The organism is Pyrococcus kukulkanii (assembly GCF_041647995.1).
Lineage (GTDB): Archaea > Methanobacteriota_B > Thermococci > Thermococcales > Thermococcaceae > Pyrococcus.
This window is the reverse complement of record NZ_JARRIB010000008.1, coordinates 1-16,557: the sequence shown is the minus strand read 5'-3', so window position 1 is coordinate 16,557 and position 16,557 is coordinate 1. Positions and strand designations below refer to the sequence as shown.

General features: G+C 43.3%; 23 protein-coding genes. 21 read left to right on the top strand and 2 right to left on the bottom strand.

The annotated features are described in order from the left end of the window. Positions 1 to 73 precede the first annotated feature (73 nt). From P8X24_RS11730 to P8X24_RS11680, 11 genes are all read left to right on the top strand, one after another. Positions 74 to 550, top strand: coding sequence for a hypothetical protein (locus P8X24_RS11730; protein ID WP_372916479.1), 477 nt, complete (start codon positions 74 to 76; stop codon positions 548 to 550). Beyond that, on the top strand, positions 543 to 1,055 hold the full coding sequence (locus tag P8X24_RS11725) for a hypothetical protein (RefSeq protein ID WP_372916477.1): 513 nt from the start codon (positions 543 to 545) through the stop codon (positions 1,053 to 1,055). The genes P8X24_RS11730 and P8X24_RS11725 overlap by 8 nt, the downstream gene beginning before the upstream one ends. 6 nt (positions 1,056 to 1,061) lie before the next feature. After that, positions 1,062 to 1,400 (top strand): hypothetical protein, encoded by a 339-nt coding sequence (locus P8X24_RS11720; RefSeq protein ID WP_372916475.1) that lies wholly within the window; start codon positions 1,062 to 1,064, stop codon positions 1,398 to 1,400. Positions 1,401 to 1,407: 7 nt separating this feature from the next. After that, a complete protein-coding gene (locus P8X24_RS11715) occupies positions 1,408 to 1,647 on the top strand; it encodes a t26-9p (protein WP_372916473.1) in 240 nt (79 codons plus the stop codon). Further along, entirely contained in the window at positions 1,644 to 2,450 is an 807-nt protein-coding gene (locus P8X24_RS11710) for a hypothetical protein (RefSeq protein ID WP_372916471.1), read from the top strand. Before P8X24_RS11715 ends, P8X24_RS11710 begins: the two co-directional genes overlap by 4 nt. A gap of 12 nt (positions 2,451 to 2,462) precedes the next feature. Further along, positions 2,463 to 2,990 carry a hypothetical protein gene (locus P8X24_RS11705; protein ID WP_372916469.1) on the top strand — a complete coding sequence of 176 codons (528 nt, stop codon included), beginning with the start codon at positions 2,463 to 2,465 and terminating at the stop codon, positions 2,988 to 2,990. Between the two features lie 11 nt (positions 2,991 to 3,001). Beyond that, positions 3,002 to 3,448 (top strand): hypothetical protein, encoded by a 447-nt coding sequence (locus P8X24_RS11700; RefSeq protein ID WP_372916466.1) that lies wholly within the window; start codon positions 3,002 to 3,004, stop codon positions 3,446 to 3,448. Next, the gene (locus P8X24_RS11695; protein WP_372916464.1) at positions 3,445 to 4,230 is read left to right on the top strand and encodes a hypothetical protein; all 786 of its coding nucleotides are present in this window, start codon (positions 3,445 to 3,447) and stop codon (positions 4,228 to 4,230) included. Before P8X24_RS11700 ends, P8X24_RS11695 begins: the two co-directional genes overlap by 4 nt. Before the next feature lie 319 nt (positions 4,231 to 4,549). Further along, a complete protein-coding gene (locus P8X24_RS11690; protein ID WP_372916462.1) occupies positions 4,550 to 5,782 on the top strand; it encodes a hypothetical protein in 1,233 nt (410 codons plus the stop codon). Positions 5,783 to 5,794: 12 nt separating this feature from the next. Further along, positions 5,795 to 6,574 carry a hypothetical protein gene (locus tag P8X24_RS11685; protein ID WP_372916460.1) on the top strand — a complete coding sequence of 260 codons (780 nt, stop codon included), beginning with the start codon at positions 5,795 to 5,797 and terminating at the stop codon, positions 6,572 to 6,574. Beyond that, complete coding sequence (locus tag P8X24_RS11680; RefSeq protein ID WP_372916458.1) at positions 6,571 to 6,900, top strand: hypothetical protein; 330 nt, start codon at positions 6,571 to 6,573, stop codon at positions 6,898 to 6,900. The genes P8X24_RS11685 and P8X24_RS11680 overlap by 4 nt, the downstream gene beginning before the upstream one ends. Here P8X24_RS11680 and P8X24_RS11675 read toward each other — a convergent pair. After that, the gene (locus tag P8X24_RS11675) at positions 6,887 to 7,339 is read right to left on the bottom strand and encodes a DUF977 family protein (protein WP_372916456.1); all 453 of its coding nucleotides are present in this window, start codon (positions 7,337 to 7,339) and stop codon (positions 6,887 to 6,889) included. The genes P8X24_RS11680 and P8X24_RS11675 overlap by 14 nt on opposite strands. A 110-nt stretch (positions 7,340 to 7,449) precedes the next feature. Between P8X24_RS11675 and P8X24_RS11670 the strand changes: the two genes are divergently transcribed. From P8X24_RS11670 to P8X24_RS11650, 5 genes are all read left to right on the top strand, one after another. Continuing rightward, the gene (locus tag P8X24_RS11670; RefSeq protein ID WP_372916454.1) at positions 7,450 to 7,626 is read left to right on the top strand and encodes a hypothetical protein; all 177 of its coding nucleotides are present in this window, start codon (positions 7,450 to 7,452) and stop codon (positions 7,624 to 7,626) included. 305 nt (positions 7,627 to 7,931) lie between these two features. Then, positions 7,932 to 8,186: a hypothetical protein gene (locus P8X24_RS11665; RefSeq protein ID WP_372916452.1), complete on the top strand. Its 255-nt coding sequence runs from the start codon at positions 7,932 to 7,934 to the stop codon at positions 8,184 to 8,186. Next, positions 8,164 to 9,765, top strand: coding sequence for a DUF7845 domain-containing protein (locus P8X24_RS11660; protein WP_372916450.1), 1,602 nt, complete (start codon positions 8,164 to 8,166; stop codon positions 9,763 to 9,765). Before P8X24_RS11665 ends, P8X24_RS11660 begins: the two co-directional genes overlap by 23 nt. A 32-nt stretch (positions 9,766 to 9,797) precedes the next feature. Further along, entirely contained in the window at positions 9,798 to 10,352 is a 555-nt protein-coding gene (locus P8X24_RS11655) for a hypothetical protein (protein ID WP_372916448.1), read from the top strand. A gap of 175 nt (positions 10,353 to 10,527) precedes the next feature. Next, positions 10,528 to 11,091, top strand: a complete 564-nt coding sequence (locus tag P8X24_RS11650) for a hypothetical protein (RefSeq protein WP_372916446.1) — start codon at positions 10,528 to 10,530, stop codon at positions 11,089 to 11,091. On the opposite strand, the gene P8X24_RS11645 is transcribed toward P8X24_RS11650, so the two are convergent. Further along, positions 11,088 to 11,267, bottom strand: a complete 180-nt coding sequence (locus P8X24_RS11645) for a ribbon-helix-helix domain-containing protein (protein ID WP_372916444.1) — start codon at positions 11,265 to 11,267, stop codon at positions 11,088 to 11,090. The genes P8X24_RS11650 and P8X24_RS11645 overlap by 4 nt on opposite strands. 329 nt (positions 11,268 to 11,596) lie before the next feature. On the opposite strand from P8X24_RS11645, the gene P8X24_RS11640 reads away from it, so the two are divergent. The 5 genes from P8X24_RS11640 (at position 11,597) to P8X24_RS11620 (ending at position 16,543) form a co-directional block, all read left to right on the top strand. Then, a complete protein-coding gene (locus P8X24_RS11640) occupies positions 11,597 to 11,776 on the top strand; it encodes a hypothetical protein (protein WP_372916441.1) in 180 nt (59 codons plus the stop codon). A gap of 105 nt (positions 11,777 to 11,881) precedes the next feature. Next, the gene (locus P8X24_RS11635; protein WP_372916439.1) at positions 11,882 to 12,049 is read left to right on the top strand and encodes a hypothetical protein; all 168 of its coding nucleotides are present in this window, start codon (positions 11,882 to 11,884) and stop codon (positions 12,047 to 12,049) included. Then, a complete protein-coding gene (locus tag P8X24_RS11630; RefSeq protein WP_372916437.1) occupies positions 12,046 to 12,399 on the top strand; it encodes a hypothetical protein in 354 nt (117 codons plus the stop codon). Before P8X24_RS11635 ends, P8X24_RS11630 begins: the two co-directional genes overlap by 4 nt. A 6-nt stretch (positions 12,400 to 12,405) precedes the next feature. Continuing rightward, positions 12,406 to 14,484 (top strand): hypothetical protein, encoded by a 2,079-nt coding sequence (locus P8X24_RS11625; protein WP_372916435.1) that lies wholly within the window; start codon positions 12,406 to 12,408, stop codon positions 14,482 to 14,484. 4 nt (positions 14,485 to 14,488) lie between these two features. Further along, positions 14,489 to 16,543 (top strand): hypothetical protein, encoded by a 2,055-nt coding sequence (locus P8X24_RS11620; RefSeq protein WP_372916433.1) that lies wholly within the window; start codon positions 14,489 to 14,491, stop codon positions 16,541 to 16,543. Positions 16,544 to 16,557: the final 14 nt, after the last annotated feature.

Here is a 16,557-nt window from a genome sequence, read left to right as displayed (position 1 = left end):
TTCTCTGGAAAACTCGTTGGAGGAGCCATGGGCTGGTTGATTGACAAAATAAAGTTCTGGTGAGGTGGTGTTTATGGACAGGCAGTCTCTCATTTCCCAAATTTTTTACAACATATTGCTTGTGGGAATAATGGCAGGAATCTCGTGGTATGCGCAGGAACACTCAATAACAGCTGGTGAGTTCGTTAAGGTATTTGCCAGCATCCCCTTACCAGTAGTTTTGTTCATCATGATCATGGACTACTTATTCGACACTGGAAGCCTCTATAGGAAGGTATCTGGCAGAAATAAAGGTCTGGTAGGGATAGTAACAGCCCTCGGAGTTGCGGGCTTCTTCTTCATAACAGTAACATGGCTAATAGCTGGAACAATTACCCTGAACTTCTCAGCAATAACTCCAGTAACCTATGTTGTAGCAGGATCACTAACGCTCCTACTTCTCTGGCCAAAGACTGGAACTACCCAATTTGTACTCCTGTATTATCTCTCAGTCCAACTCATAACCAAATTCGCTTATTTCACCCTCCTCGGGGGTGTGGGCCTTGGGTGATCCGTACAGGAAACTAGCAATTGGAAGAGTCTTAGTGAGAACTGCAATTGCAATTGGAATCCTTGCTTACCTGATGAAATATGCAATAGGCAAGTCAGTGACAGCATCAGACTTCGTAAGCGCAATCCAAGCAACCCCATTAGCCTTGCCAATATTCCTTGATGCAATGGACTACTTCATAGACAAAACCGCATATTACAGCGTTTATAACAAAGTCTATCAAGCATTCACTGGTGGAAAGAGGAATGACATAATGGGAATTCTGTCTCCTATCATAGTTAGCGCCGTTATCTTCGTTGGGGCCCTCGCAATTCTAGGAGGAGTTATTACAGCCAACTTAAACGCATACAACCCTGGAGTCCTACTTTGGGCCGGTATAATGGCAGCATACACGATGTTGCCAGAAACTGGAGATGAACCCTGGATGACTATTCTTTGGGTAGCTGCACAGCTTGTCGGTGGATTCAGTCATGTTGCATTCCTACCCCCAATGCTGATGGGGTGATGGTTCGTGAAAGACGCATGGAGGCTCATTGCTGCCTTTCTATTTTACCTCCTTAACATCACCATCCTCCAGGGGACTCTGAAGACCACACTAACAATACTCGGACTTGGAACTGAGTGGTACTATGTAGTGGGCTTGGCTATCCTCCTAACGCTCGCATTCCTTAGATTCATATCACCAGAGTGGGGCCTTCCAGATCTTCTTGCCCTAGGAACCATGGCTGGAGTGTACTTGATCGCCATATACAACAATCCAACCCAAGTTGCGGCTGAGCTCCTGAAGAGCGTTGTTGGTTTTGCAACCGCAGGAATCCTCATGGCCCTAGCCTCAAAACAAGGGAGGTGATTTCCCCATGGACCTGAATAACATTCTCTCCCAAGCCCAATCACTTGCCCAAGGCCACCCATATTTGATCTTGGCGATCCTACTCCTGATATTCGGAGCCATAATTTCAAACAGGCTAGTTTCCTATCTACTGTACTTCCTAGCCTTTCTAGCAATCTTACAAGAATTCGGGCTAATTGATGTGTTTGTTTCCTTCCTCAAGGCCATTCCAGGAATTATTGAGAAAATGAAGGGGGTGATTGGATGAAAAAATCAATGCAGAACCTAATTGTTGGTTTGTTCCTGGTTGGATTATTGGTAGTTGGATACTTTGTAGTAGCAAAGGGCAACGGCGGAGGCTTCATTGACCTCTCCAGCATATTGAACAAGGAAAAGAACACCACTGAAAATGAGAACGTTACCGCAAGCGTTAGCGTTTCAGACATAAAAGCAAAAGTGCTCGAAACTGGAGAGGCTTTGATCAGCTTCAAGGTAATTGCAAGCAACGCTAATATCAGCAACGTGAGCGTTTACTATGCCCTCAACGTTGCCAACCCCGAGAATGCTACCTACTCTCCAGTAGAAGCAAAACTTGAGAATGATACATACAAGGCCACTCTTCCGAGCAAGTTTGGAGACATCCTCTATTATTACATAAAAGTGGAATATAGGGCAGGCAACGAGACCAAGACATACAAGACTGAAACCTACCACATCCAAGTTAAGGACACCTATGCTCCAGTTATCAACTCAATTACAATAGACTACAATGGGACGGCTAAGCAGTTCGTAATTAACTTCAACGCAAGCGACAATGACGTGATTTATGAATACATAGTCCACTACGCTGAAAGCAATACAACCGACTTCAGCAACGCCACATTCGTAAGCATGAACTCTACAAGCCTTCCAATAGTCATAAACGCTACTGAGAACTATTACTATGCATTCTACTTTGAAGTCGAGGATCTTAGCGGTAATACTGTAGCCCTCTTCAACGAAACCGAGCCACTGATCCTCCAAGCCAACGCCACTTCTTCCTGGCCAGTTATTGTAAATGGTACTGGATAGGGGGGAGGGTGAATGGCCCTCTCCCCTTATACTTATTCTCCCAAGCAACCGAGCCTTGGGAAGATATTGCTAGTCCTATTCATTTTTGCAACGCTCACAATTTACGCAGTCAAGTATTATCTCGACAATCGTCCAAGTAAGCTCGAAGAACGGTTATACGAATTAGGTTATCCAAGGACAGGCTTCATTGCAGTAAAGCAGAATGAAAGTGTTTTGATTAAGTATCCAGACGGCTCATTGGTGGTTAAGACAGGGATGCATATTGAGTATTATCCAGTGACCGCAGAGGAAGCCTTACTGCTTGCTAGACAGCACTTTGCTCCAATTAATCAGAAATTAAAAGAGCATGGTCTGAATATTAGATTCTTCATCAAGGAGGAGACTTTGAGTGAGAAGGTGAAGAGGGATCAGCGTTATTGGTGTTTTGAGGTATGGCAAGACAGAGACGGCACGAAGCTGAATACATACAACTACATCTGCGTGAACAGACAGACCAAAGCCGTGATTATCGAGAGCCCATTCTCCATATCGCTTAGTTAGGAGGTGATAGTATGAAACTTCTAAGGTTCCTCATTATAGGAATATTAGGAATTATTGTGCTATCATCAGGATGCATTAAAGAGGAAGGTGGAGCCCTTCTAATTGACCTTGGCAACCAAACCTTGACAATTCCCCTGAATCAGACTACGAACACTACAACAACTTCGACTCCTGTAACCTATACGTACGAGAGAAAGGTTGAGGCTGGTTATGAGTTAGTTATCCAGGAGCTCAATGTCACGATCAAGGTTGACTATGAGGTTAGGGAAGGGAAGTTTGTATTCTTCGTAACCTACAATAATCAGACAAATCACTACTACGAGCCCATGGACATAACCATTAATGATGTGGAAATACACGGGGAGGGCTATTGGGTTGGAACTTCTCTGTATATTGCCCAAATAGTTATCGAAAGCCCTTATGAGCTTACGGTTTTTGTCAGGGAGGTGAGCCAATGAAGCGCCTCTTCATACCAATACTTCTAATAATATTAGGTATTCCTGGAGCACTTGGGTATTATTCCTGGACTGGCTCTTTAGATCCAGGGACAATATTCTACGTGAATAATTTGACAGCAAAAGTTGACCGAGATATTGCAGGAAATAGAAGTATTGTTATTGTCGGAGACACTTATATCTTTGAGGGAGAGAAAAAGACAGTAGAGGGATTGACTTTTGAAGTCAAGACGTTTAACACCAAGACTTATGTCACAATAACTTCAGAGGAGCCTTTTGAGATAGTGTTTTCAAGACAAACTTCTAGCCTCCAGGATAAGGAAAAGTACGAGGAGAGGATTAGGGAGCTTGAAGCTGAGCTTGAGAATGCAACAGAGAAGATAAAGACACTCGAAGAGGAAAATGAAAAGCTTAAGCAGAAGATAAGGGAGCTTGCAAAGAATAGCAATAGTAATGTTAATTTTAACGAGCTCCAGCTTAAGCTTCTGAATTTGACGAGAGAGAACAGGGAGCTCAAAGAAAAGCTCGCAAACGTCACAAACAAGCTCAACTACATAAAAGCAGAGAATGAATACCTCAAAGAGCAGCTGAAGATGTATCAGGAAGTCTTTTCTGGAATGATCTCCAGGGTAGAGCAGCATGCCGAGAGTAATTACATCGAGCAAGCAAAGAAGTCTGAAAAGAGTGCTAAGAGGCTTTGGGGCACTTTAATACTTAGTGGAATGCTTGTTGGCGGTTTTGGGCTCTTGCTATATCGCAAGAAGCGTAAATACTTCTATGAATAGACTAATAGCAATCACGCAACAGGAGGTGTGTGTTTTTGACAAAAAACGGTGAGGAAAACGGAGGTTGATGACAAAAACATATGTTGCGTGAGGAAGGTTATATTATTTTCATTAAGAAAATGGAGGGGTTAGCGTGGAGTCCATAGAAGAAGAAATGACTACATGGGAGCAAATAACGAAAGGAAGGCTGAATGAGATATACATTGGAAGAGGAACAAAAAGTGTGAATGGGACATTGGATAGGTGGCTTAAGATAAACGAGGATGACGCAAACCACATTCTCTTTCTTGGTCCCTCAGGCTTCCAAAAGACCACAACGATGAAGGCTTTCCTCCAAGAGATTTACCTTAACACTCGTTGGGGAAGAAACCAAGAACCTCCACTCATTATAATCTTCGAAAGAAAATACGACAGGGCAAAGGCACAACTTGTTAGAAAAGCGTACTATGAACTAATCAAAACAAGAGGAGAGAAATGGTTAAGTGAAAAAATAAGCCCTGATCAACTAATAACCTTCAAAATATACATTCAAATGCTTGAATCACCAGGGTTAGAGGGACAGATAGGGTTGATGGGAGATTTCGCATTGGGTTGGGAAAATATCCTAGGATGGTTAAAATATGATGAGCATCACACCCTCTTCAGCAACTTTGGAATATCCTCTATGGCATTTCCCACAAGACGCTTCGTATTCAACCCTACTAGAGAACTAAACCATATAGCAATGGACTCTGGACCCGAAACAGAAGTCGTGTCAACGTTCATAAGGTATGAAAGGCTTGACTTTGAAGATATCGTAAAGGTAGTGAACATAAACCCAAACACCATCTATGCTCAGATAATAAAGACAGCATGGGATGAGGAAAAAGTAAGAGATCCAGATGAGTTGAGCATCGAAGCAAAAAGGATATATGATGAAATGCTCGAATTTCTCGAAGTTGAGAATAAAAAGCCACCGACGAGCTTATGGGGAGTTTATAACGTTTCTAAAAGTCTGAAAAAGATAAGGTGGCTGAAAGTAAAAGGAGAAGACCTTTTCAGCCACATAGACAATACAAAGATAAACATCATTGATTTTAGCCAAAACTCGGATCTAACAGAGTCCGCAAAAAACATTATCTTCAAGAAAGTCATAGAGTGGGTTCTGAAAGAGTACGTTCAAGAAAAAGAAACCGCAGTCTTCATAGCAGGTGATGAGATACAAAACTACCTCCGCACCCATTGGGGAAGAAACATAATTGCAAAACTCTTTAGAGAAGGAAGATCAAACCAAGTAAACTTTTTCGTTGCAACGCAATATCTACACAGCCTACCATCTGAAATTGTCTATGGTGCAAGCCACATAGCCATTCTTGGAACCCTTGCAAGTGCAGATGACTATGCACTTCTCAAAAAAGTTGTTCCAGACTTCGACATAAAATTTGAACGCATTGTTGCAAAATCTCCAGAAGAAGTCGAGTTTTTGAAAAGAAAAGAGCGTGGGAAAGGATATTTTATTTATAATAAGTTTTTCACAGAGAGAATTCATTTCCGCCCTTCCCAAACCCTCTAGGAGGTGTTGAGCATGTTCAGGCTTTTTGGAAAGAAGAAAAGACGTGAAGGAGGCCTCCCGAAGAGAGAAAATTTTGTTGAGGAGAAGTTAGTTCCGATTGCAGAAGAGAGAGTTGAAAGGATAGCCAGAGAGGAAACTCCCCTGGAGGAGTACAGAGTTGAGAAAGAAACATATGAGGACGTATTCAAACAGCTCGACTTCAAGAAAACCCACCACACCGTTCTCAAAATATTGTTCAAGAGGCCAGAAACTCGCCGTAAAGAAGTCATGACACTTGGTTATGTTCAAGGAGTGGCCTTAGCTCCAAACGGGCTTGTTGCTATTGCTTATCTACCTAGGGCCCCCTCCTGGTTAGACGAATTCTTCATGGCCATCACAAGGACAGTTGCAAGGTACAAACACTTGAAGGTCCTATGGGGCTTCGAGCCCTTTGTCCACTTACCTGTCCTGGACCACACCATAATAGTGGAAGCAAGCGAGATAAGAGAAAGCCCATACGGGAGAATAGCCGTCCCACCATTTGAACACGAAGATGAAAAAGCACTCTTCGAAGCAGTTTACGCAAAAGCAACGACACTAGAAGAGCTCGTAAAGACACTGATCGAGCAGGAGATGAAAGAGCTCGTGAACTCAGCACTCAAAATCAACCCATACATGAAGAGCTACAAGTTGCTTGAGAAGGCCAGAAACGAGAGAAGGAAAGAAGAGAAATTTAAGATTGCTGAGGGAGGAGAAGTCGCGTTAATAGACATGAGCAAGAAGGATGACATTTGGAGGGACTTTGAGCTATGAGCGAGCAAGTTTCTGCTAAAGACGTATTCAACCAAATAGCCGAGCAGATGAACATCAAGATAGACATTGAGGAGAGCACCAAAGAAGAAAAAGACGTACCCCAGGAAGTTCCCCAGGAAGAAGTGAAAAAGAAGAGAAGGTACATTGGAAAGAGCGCAAGGATCAATGCAGAGCTGATGAAAGAAGTGCTGAGAGAACTCAAGAAGGCCTATGAGAGGAGTTATCAACCAGAAGTAACAGTATCAATAGAAAGGGCAGTAAGACTGTTGAAAGTTATCATAAAAGAAAATGAAGAGCTATTTCCGAATATAATTAGGGGCACTTAATGATAACACGGCCCTTTTTCTTCTCTCTTCTCAGCCGTCCTTCCTTCTCCAGCTCCCTAAGAAGTTGATACAGCTTTTTCCAGCCACAACCCATGAGAGATTGAAGTTCTGAGATTGTTATCTCTTCTCTTGCGGAGAGAATATCCATGATTTTCTCTTTTAGTATCTCTTCTTGAGAGATGCCTTCAATATGGGTTCGGGGCAGGGAGTACTTCTCAAGAAGTCTGATTTCTCGCTCAAGCTCGTCGAGTCTGAAAATGAGTTCGTTTAGCTCTTCTCTCTCAACTTTATCTTTTAGTTTTTCTTCAATCTCAGAACGGAGTTGAGAGATTTGAGCATTAAGCGTCTCTCGCAAGAGAGAAAGCTCATTCTTTAGTTTAGTGAGTTCTGAAGCGTTCTCTTCAATGCCAAGCCACCGTCGCAATTTCTCTCGGATCATAAAGTAAAATTGTGCATTTGTTATGTTAAGGATTTGTATTCTCAACAGAATCTAAATAGAATACGCATGTATAATAATCAGAATCGCTTAAAAGAACAATGGTGAGGGCTGTGGCGAACAAATATACTGAGATTTTGATTGTTCGCGTTGATAAGAAGACAAGAGAGAGGATTGAGAAGATTGTAGAAGAGGAAGGCTATAATTCAGTGGCTGATTACCTTAGAGATCTAATCAGGCAGGATTTACGTCGGAGGGGGCTTCTCCCTGCATGGCCAGATGAACGCTAAAGGGAATTCGGCGATACCATTGCCAAATACATAGTGCCAACATGGGGCTGGTTCTCGGGCCGGGTTTTGGGCCTGGGCCGGCGCGGGTTTTCAGGGTGGTCGTGGCCTCTTTGGCTACACCCCCAAAGGGGGGTCGGCGAAAATTTCACCGACTTTGAGGGGATCAGGAGTAGGACACAGGGGTAGGACTACTATAAATTGTGGTAAGCAATTTGCATAGTCATGCAATTGTGCTAAAAAACTTAGCGGAATTTATTCGCAAACTTTATATACCATAATTTATGAAGTAATAGTGGTGGGGCCTAGTGCAGCGGGTAGTGCAGTTGCTCGGTGGAAGAGTCATTGCAAAGTATGATGCCCATGACAAGAAGTGGCTGTTTACGATAACTTCTACAGGGGAAACATGGTCGTATGGGCCTAAGACTGGGGAGAAGATTATAGAATTTCTCCGTGCTCTTGAAGCTTCTGAACAAGAGGTAAAAGGGAAAGTGGGGCCTAGTGCAGCGGGTAGTGAAACCTCCGAGGAGGTCGGTCATTATGGAGTCGGTCAAACAAGTTAATAAGGTTTCGTATTCTGATGAGAACCTGATTAGATTCGTTGAGCCTGTCACACATGGAAGTCAGAGGAATGTCGTGACCACGAGGATGCTCTATTTTGCGGCTATTGATGCCTGGAAACAGGAGGGAGACAGGGAATTCACTGTTGATCACTTCGATGTTAGGTTCTATTCCAAGAAGTCTGGCCTGTATCGCCATGAGGATGGCGAGTATAAGCGTCTTTTTGAGTATGTGATTGATGCGAGAGATCAGATAGGCCACAGGAAGCTTGTTGTAACAATAAAGCCCAGGCTGAAAAATATGTGGTACCGCAGAAATGGGGAGTTCCACAGGTGGAAGCTCCCGGAGGGTCGTGATGAGGCTACTCTTCTTTACATTCAAAGCTCATATATGGATTGGGATGAAATACTCGAACTCCTGGCTAAGATCTTCAAGAGGCTCGACATTAATACGGCCTACTTGGGCGAAATACGGGAAGGGGATAGCAACATAATAACATTAGAGAGGCACATTAGGGTAAGCATTAGCGTCGAGCGTCCTGTGGCTCAGACTTTACGGTCCTTCGAATTTTGGCTTAGAGACAAGCCCAGGACAAAGGTGAAGGCTCATCAAGACACAGAAGAGGACGCTTACAAGTTCTACAAGGTAACGTTTAAGGATGAGAGCCTTCTTCCTGAAAGCCTTAAACATCTTGACTTGGCATTCTACATAAAAATCTACAGGCTAAAGGACTGGGAGTCAGCTAATGCTCCGGAGAACTTGAGGAACAGCTTCAAGATTGAGGCTGGCGTTGATCCCAAGCTGAGTGACAGGATCCCATTGGCGTTAGAGGGCGAGCTGAGGGACTTCTTGGACTCTCTTGTAATCTCTATATTGGCGAAAACGGGGGTTCAGAAGGGTAATCTCCTGGAGGATGATCATTTCAAGCCAGACATGCGCCCAGAAAAGACCGTGAGGCTGATAGACTTTCCAACGTGGAATGAGCAGTTGGGGATACAGATAGAGAAGATAAAGGAGAATGAAGCATTTGGAAGGGCTATCCAGAATGATTTGGCCAGGGCGGTTCTAAAGCTTGTGACTCTAAATGGCTGGGTGGATCTAAAGAAGCTGGCCCAGGAGCTACACTATTCTGAGAGGAGAATTCGCGAAGTCGTCAAGATGCTTGAGGAGATTGGGCTTCTAAAGCGTGTTAGGACCTTTGGGGCTTCGTTGGTTCAATTCAGAAATGCTCTCCTTGAGGAAATGGTAAAGGCGAGAATTGAAATAGCTGAGAAAGAGCTTGGACTTGGTGACGCAATTCAGAAGGTCAAAGAGAAGGCACTCAAGAGGATTAAGAGGAGGCTTACAATACTTTCAAGGAAATTATTACTCAAACGAGCTCCGAAGGATGTCAGGGATGAATTAGCAAAGAAGTTCAAGCTCAGAATTGTAGCTGAGGCTGAGACAGATCCAGAAAATGAGGACATTGTTCCGGTTATGGAATTTATTCTTACAAAGCTGAGGGATCACATGAATAAGTACCTCGCGAGAGAGCTTGAAGCAATATTGGAGAGTTTGAAACATAGTGTTAGTGCTGGGTAAAGGGGATCTGGCGGTACAATATTGTACATTTGGTGTTCCTGGGTTACGTTTTGCCCGAAGGCAACATTATCTTGGACTTGGAGACAACAGGGTTGGAGCCTGAAACGGACGAACTAGTGAGTTATGGCATTGTTGCCGGCTCCAAGGCTTGGGTGGTCATTCGCCTCAATGGTACGGAAGAGGAGCTGATCGAGAACCTTAAGAAAGATCTTGAAGAATTCAAGGGTTCAACTATTTGGGCTTTTTATTCATCGTTTGAGGAAAAGTGGTTGGGTTACAAGATAGGTGGGGAGTTCCTCAAAGAGCATGAGTTGCGGCTTCTGGATCTCAAGCAGATGAGGGGCCGGCTGGTGGACATTATGCCTTTTCCGTTTGGGGATCCTTTTGATGGATCAAGTGTCCCATCGCTTTGGGAGAGCTGGAAGGTAAGGGCTTCAATTGGTTCGATAGCTGGAATTATCCACCACAACATGGCTGACATTCTTAGAGAGGCATTTCTTTGGGCACTCATTGAGAATGGGGCATTCAGGAGCAATGGGAGGAGATGGTTCTATTATGATGAATATGAGGATGAGGAGGATTATTAGAATATAACCAAAATTGGTTATATTGCCTTTCCTTCTTTTCTTTCCCCAGATGATCCAAGGAAGGTTTTGGGGTCATGACCCAAGGGGGTCATATAACCAAAATTGGTTATAGGAAAGTTGGTGAGCTGCCAAGTCTATAACCAAAACATTTAAATGGTTTAACGATTTTGGTTATATGGTGGTTCGCATGGCTAAGGCAAAGAAGAATAAGAAGGAGAAGAAATACGAGCGGAAGGATAAAGCGGTTCTATATTTTGATTGGAGGGCAAAACCAAGAGCGATGGAGGATATTGTCAAGATGATGTTTCCAAAGCAGGACTACTATCAAAGATGGGCAATGTTTTTGATTAGAAGGGCCCGCCAAGGTCCTTGGCATGTTGAGGATTGGCCTCTCTTGGTTTTGGAGTATCTTAAGGAATACTACTACTACGAGCACCTTGACCCTGTGAACATTGAGGAGCTTCTTGACAACTATAAGCGCTATGATGAAATGTATTCCAGAACGAAGAGGAACAGGGAGATTAGTTTAGACTTTGCAGAGCGGTTCGGAACTTCTTTCAACAAATACTATATGCAATATCGTAGAGTCCTAGGATCCTTGGTAAAAGCTGGACTGCTAAGAAAGGAAAACGGGATGGTAGAGCTGTCAAAACGGTTCTTCGGCTGGGTCAAGGCTCTTTATGACGCAGTCAATGAGTTCTATCTCGGCGGAATCGAGGATTTTGAGGATATTATTTAAAGTGGTGGTAGTCCTTTTTTTCTTCGCTCTTCTTCTATTCTCTCGATTTCGCTCCATAGGGCCTTGACTATCGCTTCTTTTTTACTTGTGTAATAACCTTCCTCGACAAGTCGTTCTAGTTTTTCGTAAAGTTTTTTTGGAAGGGTAACACTAAAACTAATGACGTCCGCCCCCATTCTCTCATCTCCATTTCATTTTAGCACTTTGTTTTTGTTACTATCACTTTCTATTTAAGCTCTTTTTTTGCATTATTTCTGGTCTCTATATATATGTTTTATACAGGACTATATTCATGATAGGGGTAAGTTTTATGTCTGATTTGCATAAATCTTATATATAATTACAAGTAGAGATCTTAGAGGGTGATGAGGGGTGATCTTGTCTCTTGTTAGTTTTGTTTTCGTGTTTGCCACTCTTGTGATGCTTTTCACGCTTGTTGTGCTCTTTGCTTCAGAACTCTCATATCTTATCGTGAAATATGAAAAATGAGAGGAGGTGGCGGAGGGTGGCCCGTAAGGAGAATAAGGAGAAGAGGGGAAGTTATGTGTGGTCTTTTAGTATGGATAGAGAGACGCATGAAATGATAGAGATGCTTTCAAAGTCTCTTGGAATAAACAAGTCAGCGGTAGTTAGAATGGCCGTTAGAAGGCTATATTATGACTCGGTTGTTAGACCAAAGGCTTGATTTTTTATATACTCCTTATTAAGGGGTTATTAAGCCTCTTTTAAATATTCTTAAATATTTGCGCCCTATTCTCTTATTTTGGGCCACCCTCCGCGGGGTGATAGTATGGACTCTATCGAGAGGTTGGAGAAGAGGCTTAGGAAGTTGAAGAAGAGGAAGGCAAGGCTTGAGCAGGAGTATCATCGCATTCTCGAAGAGAAAATCAGAGTAGAGCGTGAACTACAGCAAACTATTGCCGAATTATCAAAAGCAAGAAAGGTGGTGTCAGTATGAACGCTAAGAGCCTTCTACAGCTCTTGATATTCTTAGTGATCTTGGGTCTCTGGTATAAAATTGCATGGCCGATCATGGACAAGACTTCCATTGCTATAGGTTCTGTTGGAGGTATATTGCTTCATTGGGGCTTGACTAACAAGGGGAATCGCAACATAATTAACATTAGGCCCTTCTCGGCTGGCTGGCGCGTGCTGATATACGATATGCTCTTGTTGAGTTTTCTGTTCGCTCTGTTGAAGCAAAGCAACTTCGCTCTTCTTGAAGCGTTCAAGAACAACGTTCAGAACTTGATTTTGACATTAAGCCTTGTTGGGGCAATAGGGCTGGATTATGGAGTGGAGGGGTGAGGGAGGATGGGAAAGAGGCTGCTAAGCTTTGTATTTGGTATATTGTTAATTTCCAGCATTCTAACAGGAATTGTGAGGGCGGAGGAGTTTCAGGAGAAGATGAGGGTTGTTTTTACGCTTTCGGAAAGCTACGATGTTCAGCAGGCACTACAAGCGTTGGGGTGGGGTGATAATCCCCACTACAATGACACTACGACGTTGGTGCTACTGGATGGGCAGAATATTATCATAAAGAGCTCTGACATGTGGGACTTGTTTAAAGAACCTCCTTCTGGCTCTACAATTGATTCTGCTGATTGGAAGGCTGCTAAGATTGCTGGAGATGTTTTACAGACTCTAATAGACGCTGGAGTTGTTTCTGCTGATGCTTACTTCACGAAAATTGAAGCTCAGTCAAATTATGTTCAAAATGCTAAGTACGTTTACATAGTGCACTATCAAATAAAAAACGGGCAGAAGAGGGAGTATAAGATAGAGTTAGCTTATGCTAAGCTCTTTTGGAGAATGAAGGCATATACGAATTGGGATCATGGACAGACGGTTGTAAATATATATGATTATGTAAACGAGGATAATACGCAGAATAGGGAGTACTACTACAAGGGAACTGGAAAGCCTACCCACCTAAGAGAGGGCGAGCTTCTGGTAAATACTTGGCAGAGTTACATTAACAACAAGAGCGTCGCTGTTTATACTGAAATAGCACAATATTACACTGCATCGAGCTGGATGCAGTTTAGGTTGATATTCTTCTCAAATAAGGATTACAGTAATGGCATTGATGGAATAAACGGCCTAACAGGCGTTTCATCATCAGAAATACTAAGAATAGACTACTCCCCACCAAGATTTACAGTAACTGTCTCAATAAAAGACGCCCTCACCGGCCAGCCCCTTAATTCAGTAACAGTCCGCGAAGGAGATCAGATTTTGGGAACAATTAACAGCGGGGATAGCATTGAACTCACCAAGGGCACTCACACTCTAACATTTGAAAAGCAGGGCTACTGGAGCGTCACTAAAACAATAGACGTCCAGGGTGACACAAGCATAACAGTAGAAATGTATCCCTCATCTGCAGCCTTTCTACTGAAGAACTTCCCCTCGGAGATAAAAGTGCCAGAGAACACGATTTACGAGCTGAACTTTGTATTGAGCCCAATAACCACCGAAGCCAGTTATAACACCTACTTATCGATTTCTGGACTGAGTAATATCCTGGAGGTAAGGAAGGACGGGCAGGTCATAAGTCCCGAGAATGGGAAGTACTACCTTGGGGACATAAGCGGAGACACTCAAATCTCGATAAAGTTCAAGGCGAAGGGGATTGGACAGCACACTTTCACGATAACGATAACCTCGAATGATGCTATCATGTCAAAGACATACACAACAAGCAAGCAGGTAGCGTATGAGGTAGTTCCACTGCCGTTTAGCATTCAGTTCCCCTCAGAGTGGCAGGTGGGTAAAAACAAGGTTAGGATTAGTGAGACTGAAGGAAATCAACTCACGGTATTAGTTATTCTGAAGGATAAGGATGGGAATGAGGTTTCAAGCGAGTCGGCAGTGTTAGGGCCTTATGAAGCGAGAGACTTTGAGATAAATATTCCGAGTGAGGGATCCTATACTCTTGAGATTCAGTATAACGGACAGATAGCCACATGGTCAATAACCGTGAATCCAAGCATCAAGCTGCTTACTGACACTGTAACCGTGAAGAAGGGTGGGGAAGGCTCGGTTCAGGTGCTTATTAAGAACCCTGGAGATGATACTGCATATTATACAGTTGTTCTAAGCGGTGGTTTCTTAGCAAATGACGTGAACAAGAGCATAAGCGTTGCTCCACTTTCAGAGAAGACTATAACTTTAGCATTCGCCGTCCCTGGAGACCTCCAGTATGATGCATATGATCTAACTCTGAAGGTCCTGCAGGGGAACAACACCCTCTACCAAGACAAAGTCCACGTGATAATAACAGAAGGAGAATTCTCACTACCAATTGGCGGCAGTTCTGGAAACACTTGGATATGGATCCTTGGAGCCCTACTCGTTGCAGGAATAGCAATAGCGATTCTAAGGAGGTGAGGCCATGTATATCAACCTCCCCTTTTCTTATTATTCTATAAAGAAACAGTTCATCAACAAAGCGGCAATACCTGCTATTGTGATAGGACTACTACTTTTGGCCTCATTCCTTGCAGGAGCAGGAACAACATATTATGTAATTCATCGTGGGGATAAGTCTCCTACAACAACACAGACTACAACAAAGAATGCGACTACTCAAGATGTTCTTGAGCAGGTAGACTACCTTAAATGGCTAAATCTATCAAAAAATGCGAAACAGGAAGCCTACAAGCAACTTGCAAAATATACCCAACAGTTGATCAGCGATTTTGTAAGCTATGATTATGAGCAAAAGGGTGCCCTTGGTGACCTCAAAGTTCAGGTTTATGGTCCTGATAAGGTATATGGATTCTCAGCATTTCCAGTCCAGATTAGAATTACTGTCGCAAAGAAGGATCCCGATTGGGCTTACTTACATCTCCAGAGGGTTACTGTTTATGTTATCAATACTGAAACTGGTCAAAAAATTTGGTCGAGGACTTGGTCTTGGAGCTCCAACGAGACTCCGCTCTTGAATGGAGATGATTTCACACTAGGAACTGTCCTTAAGACTCCAGACGATTACGTATACAAGGTAAAACAGGCGATAGAGTCTGGAACATTTTCACAATCCCTCTACATGAACCTAACGAATGCAATAGTGCCTCATTTTGAGATTGGAGTGGAGGTGGAGGGTGAGAGGGAGCTTTGGGAGTGGAAGACTGCCGAAAACCAGACTGAGTGTGAAAAGCTTGCTGGAGGAACAAAGCATGTCTACGATTCATCATCAAAGAAGTGCTACATCTTCCAGGGGACTACACACATTTCAGTTACTGGAGAGACCACTTCAGCCTACCTTCATACTACAGGCGTTCCAGACTTTGGCCAATATGGTGTCTTAGTAGCAAGCGCTCCAAAGAGTGTTAGAGCTCTGAAAGAAGCCGACGAGTATCAGATTTATCAGCAGAGATTATTTGGAGCACTTTCAAACTTTGTGATAGTTAGCCAAGCTTCATCCGTCCACGTTATGGATTCAGTAGCAAACTGGATATTCACATTCAAGGCGGTACCAGAGTACTTCGACCCCTTAATAAAAGTCAATGGAAAGCCTCCCGTGTTTTCAGACGACTTCAGGATATTTGTCATGAGGGTTCTCAATTCATCAACTTGGGAGCTGGCATACACTAAAGCAACACAAATGACTGATTTTAAGACGTTCTATGAGCTTGGGCTCCCTGTCAAGTACACTTCAGCAAATGGGACTGTTGATTACGTTGTTGTTGGACTGGCCTACTTAGAACTCCAGCGCGAGGATGGGGTTAGGATACCAATATGGTTCATGGTAAATCCAAAGGTTTCTGTCCAAGAAAACTTTGATACTGCGTTAACTGATCAGAGAGTTCAACCACTTACAACAATAACCAACAAGACAGAGATAACTGAGGCAGATTTGCAGGCAGCACAGCAATTAATTGACACGATAAAGCAGACTCTTGAGAAGAAGAAACTTCAGGCTGATGAGCTGATAGTGAAGGCCCAACGCCTTGGTGTCCAGGAAGGGGAGTACTATGCAAAGAGGGCTAAGGAGGCATACGATAGGGCAGAGAAAGCACTTGATAAATACCTTGAAGCTGTCAAGAGCAGGAATAACCAGCTTGCCCTGAACTGGTTAAATGTGGCAAGGAAGATGGAGGATGCTGGAGACTTCTGGCTGAATGCTGCCATAAAGGCAACTGCTGGATTAAAAGAGCAGGCGAAGTGGAATGCAGAACAAGCACAGAAGATAGAAGCCCTTGCGAAGCAGTACGAACCTCATCTGGACATATTTGGGACACTTTCACGTATAAAGCTACCATTTGGACTACAATTAGCCGATTTAATAGTGATTATCATTGCATTTGTAGTGTCCTGGTTTGGTAGGCAGTTCTTGGGGCCAATTGGAGCACTCCTTGGGATAGTGATCCTAGCAGGGTGGTTCTCTGGAAAACTCGTTGGAGGAGCCATGGGCTGGTTGATTGACAAAATAAAGTTCTGGTGAGGTGGTGTTTATGG